This is a genomic window from Halorubrum sp. B53 (genome assembly GCF_059752395.1).
Map to the genome: position 1 here is coordinate 380,188 of NZ_MWTH01000016.1, position 14,225 is coordinate 394,412.

13 protein-coding genes are annotated in these 14,225 nt (G+C 70.2%); 3 read left to right on the plus strand and 10 right to left on the minus strand.

The window, feature by feature from the left end; all coding sequences use genetic code 11:
- The 3 genes from B4V06_RS18365 to B4V06_RS18375 all read right to left on the minus strand — a co-directional run.
- Positions 1-552: Mut7-C RNAse domain-containing protein (locus B4V06_RS18365; protein WP_498171022.1), on the minus strand; the 552-nt coding region annotated here is incomplete at its 3' end.
- Positions 553-2,325, minus strand: a complete 1,773-nt coding sequence (polX, locus tag B4V06_RS18370; protein ID WP_498171023.1) for a DNA polymerase/3'-5' exonuclease PolX — start codon at positions 2,323-2,325, stop codon at positions 553-555.
- Between the two features lie 95 nt (positions 2,326-2,420).
- Positions 2,421-3,773, minus strand: coding sequence for an MFS transporter (locus tag B4V06_RS18375; RefSeq protein ID WP_498171079.1), 1,353 nt, complete (start codon positions 3,771-3,773; stop codon positions 2,421-2,423).
- Positions 3,774-3,904: 131 nt separating this feature from the next.
- Between B4V06_RS18375 and B4V06_RS18380 the strand changes: the two genes are divergently transcribed.
- A complete protein-coding gene (locus B4V06_RS18380) occupies positions 3,905-4,387 on the plus strand; it encodes a DUF2237 family protein (protein WP_498171026.1) in 483 nt (160 codons plus the stop codon).
- 15 nt (positions 4,388-4,402) lie between these two features.
- Here the strand turns inward: B4V06_RS18380 and B4V06_RS18385 are convergent, their stop codons facing one another.
- Together B4V06_RS18385 and B4V06_RS18390 are read right to left on the minus strand one after the other, a co-directional pair.
- Complete coding sequence (locus tag B4V06_RS18385) at positions 4,403-4,840, minus strand: DoxX family protein (protein ID WP_498171027.1); 438 nt, start codon at positions 4,838-4,840, stop codon at positions 4,403-4,405.
- Positions 4,837-5,889 (minus strand): WD40/YVTN/BNR-like repeat-containing protein, encoded by a 1,053-nt coding sequence (locus B4V06_RS18390; protein WP_498171028.1) that lies wholly within the window; start codon positions 5,887-5,889, stop codon positions 4,837-4,839. The genes B4V06_RS18385 and B4V06_RS18390 overlap by 4 nt, the downstream gene beginning before the upstream one ends.
- A 150-nt stretch (positions 5,890-6,039) precedes the next feature.
- On the opposite strand from B4V06_RS18390, the gene B4V06_RS18395 reads away from it, so the two are divergent.
- Positions 6,040-7,047 (plus strand): TatD family hydrolase, encoded by a 1,008-nt coding sequence (locus B4V06_RS18395; RefSeq protein WP_498171029.1) that lies wholly within the window; start codon positions 6,040-6,042, stop codon positions 7,045-7,047.
- Between the two features lie 510 nt (positions 7,048-7,557).
- Here the strand turns inward: B4V06_RS18395 and B4V06_RS18400 are convergent.
- Both B4V06_RS18400 and B4V06_RS18405 read right to left on the minus strand, forming a co-directional pair.
- Positions 7,558-8,451, minus strand: a complete 894-nt coding sequence (locus B4V06_RS18400; protein ID WP_498171030.1) for a fumarylacetoacetate hydrolase family protein — start codon at positions 8,449-8,451, stop codon at positions 7,558-7,560.
- Positions 8,452-8,492: 41 nt separating this feature from the next.
- Complete coding sequence (locus tag B4V06_RS18405; RefSeq protein WP_498171032.1) at positions 8,493-9,848, minus strand: amidohydrolase family protein; 1,356 nt, start codon at positions 9,846-9,848, stop codon at positions 8,493-8,495.
- A 101-nt stretch (positions 9,849-9,949) separates the two neighbouring features.
- On the opposite strand from B4V06_RS18405, the gene B4V06_RS18410 reads away from it, so the two are divergent.
- The gene (locus tag B4V06_RS18410; RefSeq protein ID WP_123114108.1) at positions 9,950-10,564 is read left to right on the plus strand and encodes a TetR/AcrR family transcriptional regulator; all 615 of its coding nucleotides are present in this window, start codon (positions 9,950-9,952) and stop codon (positions 10,562-10,564) included.
- Between the two features lie 23 nt (positions 10,565-10,587).
- Here B4V06_RS18410 and B4V06_RS18415 read toward each other — a convergent pair whose 3' ends face one another.
- From B4V06_RS18415 to B4V06_RS18425, 3 genes are all read right to left on the minus strand, one after another.
- The gene (locus B4V06_RS18415) at positions 10,588-11,814 is read right to left on the minus strand and encodes an MFS transporter (protein WP_123114107.1); all 1,227 of its coding nucleotides are present in this window, start codon (positions 11,812-11,814) and stop codon (positions 10,588-10,590) included.
- 143 nt (positions 11,815-11,957) lie between these two features.
- Positions 11,958-13,352: a signal recognition particle protein Srp54 gene (locus B4V06_RS18420; protein WP_123114106.1), complete on the minus strand. Its 1,395-nt coding sequence runs from the start codon at positions 13,350-13,352 to the stop codon at positions 11,958-11,960.
- A gap of 85 nt (positions 13,353-13,437) precedes the next feature.
- Positions 13,438-14,205: a DICT sensory domain-containing protein gene (locus B4V06_RS18425; RefSeq protein WP_123114105.1), complete on the minus strand. Its 768-nt coding sequence runs from the start codon at positions 14,203-14,205 to the stop codon at positions 13,438-13,440.
- Between the last annotated feature and the right edge of the window lie 20 nt (positions 14,206-14,225).

Genomic DNA, 14,225 nt, shown 5'->3' on the forward strand with positions numbered 1-14,225 from the left:
CCAGTGACCGCCCTTCCAGAACCAGCGCCCGCAGTCGCGACAGCGCCACGCGGGGCGGGCGCCGGCGTCGGGAGTGCCGCCCGTCGCCACGTCCGTCGCGTCGCCCGCCGGCGACGCGCCCACGTCGTCGGGCACGTACTCGGGGTAGTCGTCGGGGTCGACCTCGACGCCCTCCGGGCCGACCCGCTCCACCGGCCCGTTGCAGGCGCCGCACCGCGTCGGCGACGCGGCGAGTTCGACCGGGAGCCCCGCCGCGGCGACCTCCCGGAGTTGGTCGAGCACGTCGCGCTCGGTCAGGCAGAGCGCGTCGTCGGCGCGGGCGGCGAGCTCGCGGTCCCGGGTGATCAGGGTCCGGTCCTCGGCCGCCGCGAGCGACAGGAGCCGGTCGTCGGCCTCGACCCCGCGGTCGAGCGCGTACGCCGCGTCGTACCCGCACATCCGGAGGTACGTCGCGAGCTTCCCGCACATCGCGTCGCAGAGGACGGGAGGGCGGTCGGGAGCCGGCGCGTCCGGTTCGGTGGCCCCACCGCTGTCGCCCGCCGGCCCGGTCATTTATAAAAGGAACGAGCGGAGCCCGTTGAGCGACCGGGCGTTGAGCACGTCGGCGGCCGCGGCCCAGCCCCGACGGGCGGTGTGGACCCCGTACCTGGCGTTGTCGAGTTCGCGAGGCGCGTGCGCGTCCGTGTTGACGGCGATCGTCGCGCCCGCCTCGACCGCGGCGCGGACGAACTCCCCGTCGGCGTCGAGGCGCGCGGGGTTCGCGTTCACCTCGATCGCGGTGTCGGCGTCGACCGCGGCGGCGACGACGGCCTCGACGTCCGGTTCGAGGCCCGGCCGCTCGTTGATCAGCCGTCCGGTCGGGTGACCGAGAACGTCGACGTGCGGGTGTTTGACGGCGCGGACCAGCCGGTCCGTGGCCGCCTCGGCGTCCTGGCCGAGCGCCGAGTGAGGCGACGCGACGACCAGATCGAGGGCGGCGAGCGTCTCGTCGTCGGTCGAGAAGTCACCGTCGGCGTCGATGTTCGCCTCGATCCCGTGGAGCACGGGAATGTCGACGCTCTCGGCCGCGTCGGCGACCGCCGCGGCCTGCGATTCGATCTCGTCCTCGTCGAGCCCGGTGTTGCCGAATATCCCCGGGCCGGCGGCGTGGTCGGTGACGACGTGGTAGTCGTACCCCCGTTCGGCGGCGGCCCGCGCCATCTCGGCGATCGAGAACCCGCCGTCGGACCAATCGGTGTGGGTGTGGAGGTCGCCGCGCAGGTCGTCCGGGTCGACGAGAAGCGGGAGCTCGCCCGCCGCGGCCGCCTCGACCTCGCCGTTGTCCTCGCGGAGCTCGGGCGGGACCGGATCCATGTCGAGCGCCTCGTAGACGCCGGCCTCGGTCTCCCCGGCGACGCGCTCGCCCACGCGCCGGGCGTCGGCGTCCGCGTCGTCGCCTCCGGCATCCGCGTCGTCGACGTCGCTGATATCGAACAGGCCGTACTCGTTGAGCTTCAGGTCGCGGTCGATCGCGCGGTTGCGCACCGCGACGTTGTGGGCGCGCGAGCCGGTGAAGTACTGGAGCGCGGCGCCGAACTCGTCCGGATCGACGATCCGGAGGTCGACCCGGGTCCCGCTCGCGCGGACGCTCGCCTTCCCGGTGCCCGCCTCGATCGTCGCGTCGGCCTCGGGCCAGTCGGTGAGCGCCTCGACGATCGGCCCGCGCGCGTCGCTGGCGACGAGGAGGTCGATATCGCCGATCGTGTCCTTCCAGCGCCGGATCGAGCCGCACACCTCGACCGACTCGACCGCGTCGCGGTCGGCGAGGTAGGAGAGCGCCGCGTCGGCGACGGGCCGCGCGTCGCCGAGCCGGGTGCGCTCGCGGGCCTCGCGGGCGAACGGGATGTTGTCGAGGATGTTCTCCTCCGTCTTCGCGCCGAACCCGGAGACCTCCTGAATCTCGCCGGCCTCCGCGGCCGCCTCCAGCTCGTCGAGGGTGGTGACCCCGAGCGCCTCGTAGAGGCTCCCGACCGTCTTCGGGCCGACGCCCTCGACCGCCGTGAGCCCCGCCATGTCGACCGGGAGCTCCTCGCGCAGCTCCTCTAACTCCTCGATCTCGCCGGTCTCGACGTACTCGACGACCTTCGACGCGATCGCGTCGCCGACGCGGTCGATCTCGGCGACGGCGTCTTCGCCCTCGGCCGCGAGGCCCTCGATCGGAGCGGCGTGCTCGCGGACGTTCTCGGCGGCGCGGCGGTACGCGGTCGGCTTGTACTCCACGCCCGTCGCCTCGAGCAGGTCGGCGAACTCCTCTAAGAGGGCGGCGACCTCGTCGTTCCGGCTCATTACCTCGGCGTTCGGCCGGCCGCTCCTTATACTGTCCGCCGGTCGGCGTCGCGCGCGTCGCGGTCGGACGGTCACGGGGCGACGTGGTCAAGCGATCACGAGGCGGTGCGGTCGATCGGCGGCGCCGACGCGACGTACCGCCGGACGAAGAGCACGACGACCGCGCCGAGGAGGACCAGCCCGCCCGCGGCGCCGAAGGCGACCGCGTAGCTCGCGGCGGCGAGCCGGCCGCCGACGACGCTCCCGACCCCGCCGGCGAGCGCGCCGAGCGCGGCGTAGGTCCCGAGCGCCTCCCCCCGGATCGAGAGCGGCGCGAGGCGGGCGACGAGCGTCCCCGCGGTCACCGCGATCACCGCCCACGTCAGCCCGACCACGGCGAAGGCGACCGCGGCGGCGCCGAACCCGAGCGCGGTCGCGCCCCACACCGCGCCGACGAGCGCGACCGCGGGGAAGGCGATCCCGCGGGTCGAGAGCGAGGCGACTTGGAGGATCGCGGCGTCGCGGTCGGCGGTCAGCCGGCCGGCGGCGCCGAAGAAGGTCGCGGCGGCGAGCCCGTTTATCAGGTACAGCGCGAACACGCCGTCGGAGCCGAAGCCGACGGAGGTGAGGAACGCCGGCAGCGGCGCGAAGAACACCGCGAAGCCGGCGAACGCGCAGAAGACGGCGGCGAAGTACAGCGCGAGGGCGGGCGTGAACCGCTCCACGAATCGGCGGGGATGGAGCCCGCGGAAGTCGGCCCGCCCCACGGTGAACGGGAACGCGGCGGTCCGGACGCTGAACCGGTCGGCCGAGCGGATGGCGCGTCGGAGGCGGTTTCCCGACGCACGACGGTCGCCGCCGGGGCCTGGGTCCGCGGGCAGCGTCCGGACTCCGAGGCCGAGTCCGAGCACGGCGGCGGCCGCGAGCGGGACGAACAGCCACCGGATCACCGCTTCGGCCGAGAGGAACTGCCCGCCGACGCTCGTCCAGACCGCGCCAAGCAACAGTCCGATCGCCCAGCCGATGCCCTGGTACTGGTTCAACAGCGCGATCCGTTCGCTCCAGGCGCTCTCCGGGACGTCGGCGACCGCGAGCAGCGTCAGGACGGGCGTCGCCGCCGCGAACGCGAACCAGATCGCGCCGTTCGCGACGATCACCGGCGTCACCCGGTCGGTGAGCGGAACCACGGCGATGCCGGCGGCGGTGAGCGCCAGCATCGCGAGCACGATCGGGCGGCGCTTCCCAGTTCGGTCGGCGATCCGCCCGGCGCCCAGCGCGGCCGGGACCCCGACGACGGCGGCGACCGCGGCGAGCACGCCGAGCACGACCGGTCCCCCGCCGAGCTCGACGACGTACAGCGGGACGACGAGCGAGGCGCCGCCGAACGCGACCGACCCGAGCCCCCAGCCGTACAGCCAGCGTTCGGCCATGCCACCGAGTGGCGGAGGCTGTCGGATAGACGCACCGATCCGTCACGTGCCGGTCGGCGGCGCGGGGTGACGGTCGGCGGCGCGGGGTGCCGGTCGGCGGAACGCACGCCCAGGACACGGGGAGCGCCACCGGCGTCATCGATAAGTCCCGCAGGCCCCGAACGGTGGACGTGTCCATCGATGAGACCGACGAGACCGACGGCGGCGAGACCGACCGCAACGTGTTCGGCGGCGAGCTGGCGCCCTGCGGCGGCGAGCCGACGACCGGGTACCTCCGCGACGGCCGCTGCCGGGACGTCGACGGCGACGTCGGCGAACACACCCTCTGTGCGGTCGTGACCGCCGAGTTCCTGACGTACAGCCGCGAACGCGGCAACGACCTGATCACGCCGCGGCCGGAGTTCGACTTCCCCGGGCTGGAGCCGGGCGACCGCTGGTGTCTCTGCGTGGGCCGATGGGTCGAAGCGGCCGACGCGGGGGTCGCGCCGCCGGTCGTGCTCGAGGCGACGAACGAGTCCGTGCTCCGCGCCGTCGACCCCGACCGGCTCCGGGAACACGAGTTCGATCCGGAGAGCTTCGATCCGGACGGGTTCGACCCAGACGAGTTCGACCCGGACGGGGTCGGTGCGGACGGGATCGGTACGGACGAGTAATCGCCGAAACGGCTGCTACTCGGCGTCTTCGGCGGCCGCGTCCAGCAACATCACCGCGCCGCCCAGCAGCGCGACGTTCTTCAGGAAGTTGATCTTGTTGCCGTGGCGCTCCTTTCCCTCCATCGTCCAGAAGTTATGGATCGAGGGGGTCGTCCCGAGGAAGAAGACGATCAGCGCCCCGGCGGACGCCCGCGGGAACTTCCAGAAGACGACGCCGAGGTTGGCGACGAACAGCATGCCCGTGACGAACGGGACGAGCACGTCGGGCATCGGGACGCCCTTCTCCTCGGCGACCGAGACCCGCTTCTCGTTGTTGTTGAAGCCGTCGACGGCCATGTACGCCAGGATGCCGCCGTAGAGGGCGCGGCCGATCGCGGACGGCGGGCTCGCGCCAGAGTCGGACCCCGCAGTCGGCGCAGCGTCGTCGGCCGAGACCGCCTCGTCGTCGCTCACGCCGACACCACCTCGATGCGGCTGACGTTCGCGTCGACGCGCCCGACCGTCTCGTAGGCGCCGTCGTCGCTCCGGCGCATGATCCGGCCCTCGACGTCGTCGCGCTGGTCGGGCACGTCGAACAGCCCGGAGCCGCAGATCACGTCGCCGTCGTGGACGGCCCACGTCTCGACGATCTCGTGAGGCTCGCCCGGGAACGGGACGCGCTCGAAGTCGCGGCCGAAGTTCGTCGACTCGAACAGCGCGACCTCGTGGTCGTCGTTCACCCACGCCGGCGGCGCCTCCTCGCCGCCGCAGAAGAAGACGGTGCCGTCGTGGACGAACACCCGCCGGATGTACGAGAAGTCGTTCCCGGCGTCGATCCGGCTCCACGACTCGCCCGCGTCGGTCGTCCGCCAGAGCCCGCCCTCGCCGACCGCGTGGCCGAGGCCGAGGTTCTCCAAGTCGTGGTCGAGGTAGCCGGTCGCCGCGAGCCACACGTCCTCCGAGATCGGGAGGATCTGATGGACGTCGTCGACGATCGTGTCGCGCCGGTCCGCCCACGTCTGTCCGGCGTCGTCGGAGAGGTGGATTCCGCCGGCCTCGACGCCCGCGATCAGCCGCTCCGGCCGCCCCGGGACGGCCTCCAGCGCTCGGAGCCTGGCGTAGTGAGGGTCGATCGGCGACTCCCAGCGGCCGCGCGAGGGCAGGTCGCGGAACCCCTTCAGCTCCGTCCACGTCTCCCCGTCGTCGACCGAGCGGAAAATGTAGGGGTCGTTCGTCCCGGCGTACAGCGCGCCGTCGGCCGTCGCGAGGATCGACCAGACCTCGCTCTGCCCGGCGTGCCAGAAGCGGTCGCCGAGGGGCACCTCGAGGTCCTCCCACGTCCGGCCGCCGTCGCGGGAGCGGTACGCGCCCGTCGAGGAGGCCACGAAGACGCCCTCCGCGTGGTCCCACGACTTCACCGCGGTGACGACCTCGCAGTCGAGCACCCGCTCCGCCTCCTCGCGCTCGAACGGCACGTCGTCGACTCGATAGAGCCCGTCGTCCGTCCCGATCAACAGTGTCATACACGGATACGTGGGTCGGACGCCTACTAAAGTTTTTACCAAGCTGTAAAACGCTAAGTGGCCGGGGGTGTAATCGGAGAGCGACGAGGGGTCGCCGGCGGCGTGACCGCGCTGCCGCGGCGCGGCGTCGGCGGACTCATGAGACCACCTATGACCACACCGCACCCGACCAAGCGACCGACCGACGCGGCGCACCTCGACGACGACATCGACCCCCCGCGGGAGCTGCTGAACCTCCCGTGGATCGACATCCACAACCACGCGCACACGCTCTCGTGGGACGACCGCGAGCGCTACGCGCTCTCCGGGTGTCGCTCCATGCTGATGGTCGCGTCCGGCTACCACTGGACCCCCTACAAGCCGGTCGAGGCCGACGACATCCGGTTCCTCTGGGACGACGCGATCAACCGCCGCGCGGCCATCGAGCGCAATCACTTCTTCGAGGCGAAGCTCGGGCTCGGCGTCCACACCGGCGTCCGCATCGAGAACCCCGACGAGCTGATCGAGGCGATGGACGACTACTGCGCGCTCGACGAGGTCGCCGCGGTCGGCGAGACCGGCGTCGTCCCCTCCCAGCACGTCGAGCGGTGGGGCGTCGACGAGCAGCAGGCGGTCGTGGGGGCGCAGATGGAGCTCGCGCGCGACCACGGGCTCCCCCTGATCCTCCACACGCCGAACACGTCGGCGGAGTCGAAGCGCTCCTACCGGGACGGGCTCGGCGTCACCCCCGGCTACGAGAAGAACGCGGGGCTCGGCACGGACCCCGTCCTCGACGGCGAGAACCCCGCGCTCGACGCGGTGCGGCTCGACGTGGAGGCGATGCGCGACGCCGGGCTCGACGACGAGCGCGTCGTCGCCTCCCACGCCGACCGCAACAACACAGAATACCTGATGGAACAGACCGACTGCTACCTGAGCTACACCATCGGGCACTCGTGGCTGGTCGGCGTCGACGCCGCAGATGTCGCCGACGCGATCGACGAGTACGGGCCCGACCGGATCATGGTCGACACCGACTGCGCGAACGTCCTCCGGACCGACCCGTACGCCCTCAAGCGCGCGATCTTCGAGCTGTACCGGTACGGGATCGACGTCGACGATATCCGAACTGTCGTGCTGGAGAACCCGCGAGAGGTCTTCGACTTCGAGCAGGAGTAAGCGCGATCCCGCCGGGGCGACCCGCCTAAACCACGTTCTTCAGGCAGATCCCTGAGCGACGGCGACGATCGCTTATAAATCGACACCGTGCAGTGGCGTGCGCCTCCGAGTGGCCGCCACCGGCGGCCACGAGGAGCACGCGCGAGGGAGTCGCTGGCGCCGGCGGCGCCAGCGACGAGGCTGGGGAGGTGTGAGGTGCGGTGCTGTGCGGGTGGGACTCAAAGGGGCAGTCGCGAGGACGACTTAGGCGACGAAAGCACCGCAAGGAGCGAGTGAAACGAGCGACTGAGGAGCGCAGCGAGCGTAAGTCGTCCTCGCGACTGGGGCTTTGGAGGTGTTCCCCGCCGATCCGTAGTCAGCGATTTATAAGCGAGCGACTGGGGCTTTGGAGGCGTTCACCGCAGCGTCAGCGACCACGGATAAACAGCCGACGGCAACACCACTCGACCGCTTATAAAAGTCGCGAGCCGACTCGGCTCACGTACTCCCGTGAGAGTCGTCGCGTCGCTATTATTTGTCGTACGCGAACTCGCTCGTGAGTTCGCCGACGCCCTCCACGCCGACCGTGACGCTGTCGCCATCCTCCAAGAGGACCGGCGGCTCGCGGTAGACGCCGACGCCCGGCGGCGTGCCGGTGAACAGCAGGTCCCCCGGCTTCAGCGTGAACGCCCGACTGCAGAAGGAGACGAGCTCGTCGATCCCGAAGATCAGGTTCGCCGTCGTCGACTCCTGGAGCCGCTCGCCGTTCACGTCCGCCCAGATGTCGAGGTCGTGCGGGTCGTCCACCTCGTCGGTGGTCACGATATCCGGGCCGATCGGGGCGAACGAGTCGAGGCTCTTGCCGCGGACCCACTGGCCGTCGCCGTGCTGGAGGTCGCGGGCGGACACGTCGTTGCCGACGGTGAAGCCGGCGACGTACTCCAACGCCTCCTCGGGGTCGACGCGGCGGGCCTCCTCGCCGATGACGGCGACGAGCTCGGCCTCGTAGTCGACCTTCCCCGTGAGCTCCGGGTCCCACGAGACGGTGTCTTCGGGCCCCGTCACCGAGGTCGGGAACTTCGAGAAGAGGACGGGCTCGTCCGGGATCGGGTTGTCGCCCTCCTCCGCGTGGTCGCGGTAGTTGAGCCCGACGCAGACAACCTTCTCCGGGTCGGAGACGGGCGCCGCCCGCGAGACGGCGTCGGCGTCGTAGCGCCCGACCCCCGTCTCCGTCGCGTACTCGACCGCCAGCTCGGCCTTCCGGCGCCACTCCCAGTCGGCGAGCAGGCCGGCCGTCGATTCGTCGATGTGGACCCCGGTGGCCGCGCCCGCTTCGGGGAGGCTGACGACCGCGTCGCCGCCGTCGATCAGCGCGCCGCACCAGGGCTCTGCCGCGTCCGTCGTTCGGTATTGTCCGATTTTCATGTGAGATGAGGGAATGAGGGTAGTGAAATCGATCGCGGGGGCTACAGGTCGATGCCGGCCTCGTCGAGCAGGCGCTCGCCGGAGGCGACGAACCGGTCGAACTCCTCGTGAACCTTCGGGTTCGTCAGCTCGCCGTCACGCTTGACGACCTCGCCGTCGACGAGCACCGTGTCGATGTGCGAGGTGTCGGCCTGGAACACGACGGTCTCGACCGGCGAGTGCGAGGGCGCCGTCAGGAAGTCGGTCGCGTCGAAGAGAACGAGGTCGGCGCGCTTGCCGGGGGTGATCGTTCCGATCTCGTCGTCCAGGCCCAGCGCCTTCGCGCCCTCGATCGTCGCCATCTCCAGCGTGTCGCGCGCGGAAATGCTCACTTCGGTGACCTCCTCGTCGCCCTCTAAGACCGCCTGGTTGTCGAACATCCGCTGGAGCTGCATCCCGATCCGCATCTGGCTGCCCATGTCGCCGCTGACGTTCGAGCAGACGTCGACGCCCCACGCCGGGCGGCCGCCCGCCTCGAGCACCTTTCCGGTGACGGGGATGCCGTGGCCCATCTGCATCTCGACCTCGGGCGTCGAGGAGAAGGAGACGCCCTGCTCGACGGCGTGGTCGACGTCCTCCTGCGAGAAGTGGTTCCCGTGGGCGACGTTGATGTCGGGCCCCAGCATGTCCTCAATAGCACCGAAGCCCTGGTAGTCGTCACCGTACACCGACGACGGCCACAGCGCGGCGCCCATGTGGATCGTCGAGAGCACGCCCAGGTCCCGTGCCAGTTCGAGGTCGCCCCGGGCGGTCTCGTCGGTACAGAAGTCCGGCCCGCGGAGCCCGAGGGCGAGGCTGAGCAGGTCGTCGTCGCGGATCTTCTCCTCGTAGAGGCTCCGGACGTTCTCCTCGGGGAGGCCGACGTCGCTCTCGTACCACCACTTCGCCGCGTCGTCGCCTGGCGGGCCGTAGGTGTACACCGCGCGCAGGCCGGTGTCCTGCAGCGCGTCGACGGCGCGTTCGCCGTGTTCGAGCGTGTTCGGGTACGACCAGTCCAGGGCCGTCGTCGTCCCCGTGTGGAGCTTCTCGAACGCGCCGAAGAGCCCCCCGAGGTACATGTCCTCGGGCTGGTAGAGCCCGGTGATGTTGCCGAGCATGTGGTCGAAGTACTCGCCCATGAGCGACCAGTCCCCGGCGATCCCCCTGACTTGGGTCTGCGCGAGGTGGATGTGCGAGTCGACGAAGCCGGGAACGACGATCTGGCCGGACGCGTCGATGACCTCGGCGTTCTCGGCCGAGAGTCCGTGACCGACGTCGACGATCTCGCCGTCCTCGATCAGCACGTCCGCCCCCTCCAAGTCCCCGATATCGGGATCGAGAGAGACGACCGTCCCGTCCCGAATGATCTTTCGTGTCATGTCCGACTGTACCGTTTGACCATGAGGTTAAAAATTTACTGTATGGTAAATCGAGCGGATCGGTGGGATCGCTTATGTATCTCACCGTCGGAGAGGGCCGTATGAGCGAATCCCGCGAGACCGTCTCCTCCAAGGACACCGAGGAGGTGATCATGGAGGCGACGTTCCGTGCGCTGAGCAAGCACGGGTACACCGACCTCCGGATGCGCGACATCGGCGAGGAGATGGACCTGACGCGGCAGGTGATCCATTACCACTTCGACGGCAAGTACGACCTGCTGTCGTCGTTCCTCGAGTACGTCATCGACCAGTACGAGGGGAGCGTCGAGGTGGACGCGGACGACGATCCCCGCACGGAGCTCGACGCGCGGATCGACCAGTGCTTGTTCGGACCGGAGTTCGAGGAGTTCTCGCACTGGGAGCGCATGAAGGTGTACCACGAGCTGTACACCCACGCGCAAAACGACGGCGACCACCGGGAGATCTTCAACGAGCACTACGACCGCGTCCGCGGGAGCATCGTCGAGGTCGTCGAAGAGGGGATCGAACAGGGCGAGTTCGAGCCCGTCGACGCCGAGCGGATGGGCCAGCTCATCACCGACATCATCCACGCCGCCCGCGGCCGCCGGATGGCGCTCGGCCACGAGGACGCGCCGGCGGAGGCGCGGAAGGCGATCGACCAGTTCGTCCTCGACTCGCTGTACGCCGACGACTGACGGGAGCGCCGGCGGTCACGGCGCTACGCCGTCGCCCACAGTCCGGCGGCCACGAGGGCCGCCGCGCCCACCGAGCCGGCGAGCAGCGCGAAGGCGGGGCGGAATCCGGCGACGTCGGCGAGCGCGCCGACGAAGGCGGGCGCGACCGCGCCGGCGCTCATGGTCAGCGTCCGGACGACGCCGAGGCCGCCGCCGGCCAGCCGCTCGGGGAGGGCCTCGACGAGGTAGGCGGCGCGGACGGGGCGGAGCCCGTGGGACCCGACCCCCAGCGCGACGACGAGCACACCGAGGACGACGGCGCCCGATCCCGCGAGCGCGACGATTCCGACGAGGGCCGCCGCCGCGAGCCCGAGCGCGGCGACCATTACCGGGAACCGACCGAGTCGGTCAGAGAGGTCACCGGAGACGAGCTGCACGAACGTGACCGCGAACAGCGCGGAGTACAGCAGGCTCGCGGTCGTCGTGTCGAGGCCGGCCGCCTCGGAGAGGTACAGCGGGAGGAACGCGACCGTCCCGTTGTACGCGAACGAGAAGGCGATCGTCACGAAGACGAACGCTCCGATCCGCCTGTCCTCGAACAGCGCGAGGTAGTCGCGGGCGCTCGGTTCCGGGCCGTCGCGCACCGGGCCTCGGTCGGCGTCGACCGGGAGCCGCCCCGGGACGCGAACGAGGAAGGTCGCGGCGAGCGCGAGCGCGACGATACCGGTGACGACGAAGAGCGCGCGCCAGTTCGCGCCCGGCAACCGCGAGAGCGGGGTCGCGAGCGCGGGGGGCGGGGAGACGAACAGCACCACGGCCGCGGGCGCGACCACCCCGCCGAACGCGCCGACGGTGTCGAGAATGCCCAGTGCGCGCCCGGTTCGAGCCGGATACACTCGTGCGAGCAGCCGGATCGCGACCGTTTTGTGCACGCCCGTCCCCACGCCGATAACGAGCATCGCGCCCACGAGCGCGACGAAGGGCGCGTCGAACAGCACCGCGAGCGACCCGAGGCCCGCGACGGCCGCTCCCGCCGCGATCACCCGGACCGCACCGACGCGGTCGGCGACCGTTCCGCTCGGGAACTGCAGCAGCGCGTAGGCGGCCATGAATCCCGAGAACGCGGCGCCGACGGCGGCGTTGCTCACGCCGTAGCTCGCCTGTAACGGCTCGAAGAGGGGCGGGAACGCGTACCGAACGAACTTCCCGAGAAACCAGATCAGGGCGGTCAGCGCGAGCACTTCGTACTCCCTGACTCGCCCGAGGTTCATCGAGCGAACGTACTCCGGTGGCACGTATAAGCGTCGTGAAGGCCCCGAGCGGAGTCAACGAACCCTGTTGGCGTTGGGTGAGAAGCGGACGGGCGGGGGTGGAGAGGCGATCGCAGCCGTCGGCGAACCCCTGCTGGCGGCGTTCAGAACGGGCCCTTGCCGCCGCCCATCATGTCGCCGAGGCCGCCGCCGCCGTCGCCGCCCATCTTCTTCATCATGCGCTGCATGTCGCCCTCGCCCATCCCCTGGAACTGGCTGATCGTCTGTTCCATCATGGAGTGCTGCTCTAAGAGCTGCTGGACCGTCTCCTCGTCGGTGCCGGAGCCGCGGGCGATCCGCTCGGTGCGCGACTGGCCGACGACGCGGGGGTTCGTCAGCTCCTCATCTGTCATCGAGTCCATGATGCGCTCGAACTTGCGCATCCGGTCCTGCGTCACGTCCATCGCGTCGTCCGGGAGCTGGTCCATCATCCCGCCGCCCATGCCGGGGATCATGTCCATCACCTGGTCGAGGGGGCCCATCCGGTTCATCGCGTCCATCTGCTTTTTCATGTCCTTCAGGGTGAACTCCCCCTGCAGCATGTCCTGGGGGTCCCAGTCCTCGTCCTCGTCCTGGGCCTCCTGCATGGCGCGCTCGACGCGCTCGGAGAGCTGTTTGAGGTCGCCCATCCCGAGCAGCCGCGAGATGAACCCGGAGGGCTCGAACCGCTCGATGTCCTGGACGGTCTCGCCGGTCCCGAGGAAGGCGATGGAGGAGTCGGTCTCGTTGACCGCCGTGAGCGCGCCGCCACCTTTCGCGGTCCCGTCGAGCTTGGTGATCATCACGCCCTCGATGCCGATCGACTCCTCGAACTGGCGGGCCTGCTCCTTCGCGCCCTGCCCGATCGCGGCGTCGAGCACGAGGAGGGAGCGGTCGGGGTCGACCGCGCGCTCGATCTCCTCGATCTCCGCGATGAGGTCGTCTTCGAGCGCGTGGCGCCCGGCCGTGTCCACGATGTGGACGTCGGCGTCTTCGGTCTCCGCTAAGCCCGTCCGAGCGATGTCGACGGGGTCGTCGTTGTCGGGGTTCCCGTAGAAGTCGACCTCCGCGCGCTCGCACATCTGCTTGGCCTGGTCGTACGCGCCGGGACGGAAGGTGTCCGTCTGGATGACCGCGGGGCGGAGTCCCTTCTTCGAGAACCACCACGCCATCTTCGCGGCGGAGGTGGTCTTCCCCGACCCTTGGAGGCCGGCGAGGAGGATCGTCTGGTTTTCGAGGGGGAGCTCCGTCGAGTCCCCGACCAGCTCGACCATCTCCTCGTAGACGATCTTGAGGACGTGGTCTTTCGCCGTGGTGCCGCCCGGCGGCTCCTCTTCGAGGGCCCGGGACTTGATCGAGTCCGACAGCTCCATGACGAGGGAGACGTCGACGTCGGCCGAGAGGAGCGAGCGCTGGATCTCCTTGACGATCTCCTCGACGTCGCTCTCGGAGAGCCGGGACTTCCCCTGGAGCTTGTCGAGGCTGCCCCGCAGGGACGAACCGAGGTCGTCGAGTACCATTTGCCGGAGATAGGCGGTCGACGCGGTAAAGCTTTGTTCGTCGGCGTCGCCGAAGGCGGCCGCGGGATCGCGCGGGCCGCCCGCCTCAGAGCTCCTCGGCGATGTGCCGCTCCAGTCGGGTCACGAGCTCCGGGCGAAACGTCCAGAAGCCGTCCCAGACGTTGGGTTCGTCCTCGAGCGCGAGCAGCGCGACGTGGTCTCCCTCGGAACCCCTTGGCGGCGTGAACACGACGAACCACGACCGTCGGTACGGGTACGAGGTGCCGGTGTGGACCGTCAGCGGGAGCGCCGAGAGCTCCTCGGGGTCGCCGACGCCGTAGACGTGGACGTCGACGCCCGTCTCGGCGACCCGTTCGTACACCGCGTTGGTCCCGCGTTCGTCGTTGATCCGCGAGAGGCGCTGGAACGAGGCCCGGAGCGTTCCGTCGCCGCGCTCGGCGGCGATCCGCTCTATCACTCGCGAGACGAGGATCAACAGGAGCTTCTCTTTGTCCGACGCGGGGTATCCGCGGACCCGAAACGGGACCTCGTCGAGGCCGCGGAGCACGTCGGGAAGCTCGATCTCGTCGAGTCCGACCGTCCCGGTCTTGTACAGGTCAGAGTTGATGAGCAGCACCGACTCGAGGAGCTCGTCGAGCGTCGACCGCGCGATCACGTCGCCATCCTCCACCAGCGCGACGACGTCGGCGTCGCTCGCGGCGTCGGATTCGACCTCTGAAACGCTGACGGGCTGGCCGTCGAGGAGCGAGTCGATCAGATTTCGCACTGGGTCCGGCGACGACCGGTTCACCACGACGAGGTGTCGGTCCGGTGATTCGAGCTCGTCGAAGAACGAGCGGAGCGATTCGATCATACCTGAACAACGCCCTACCG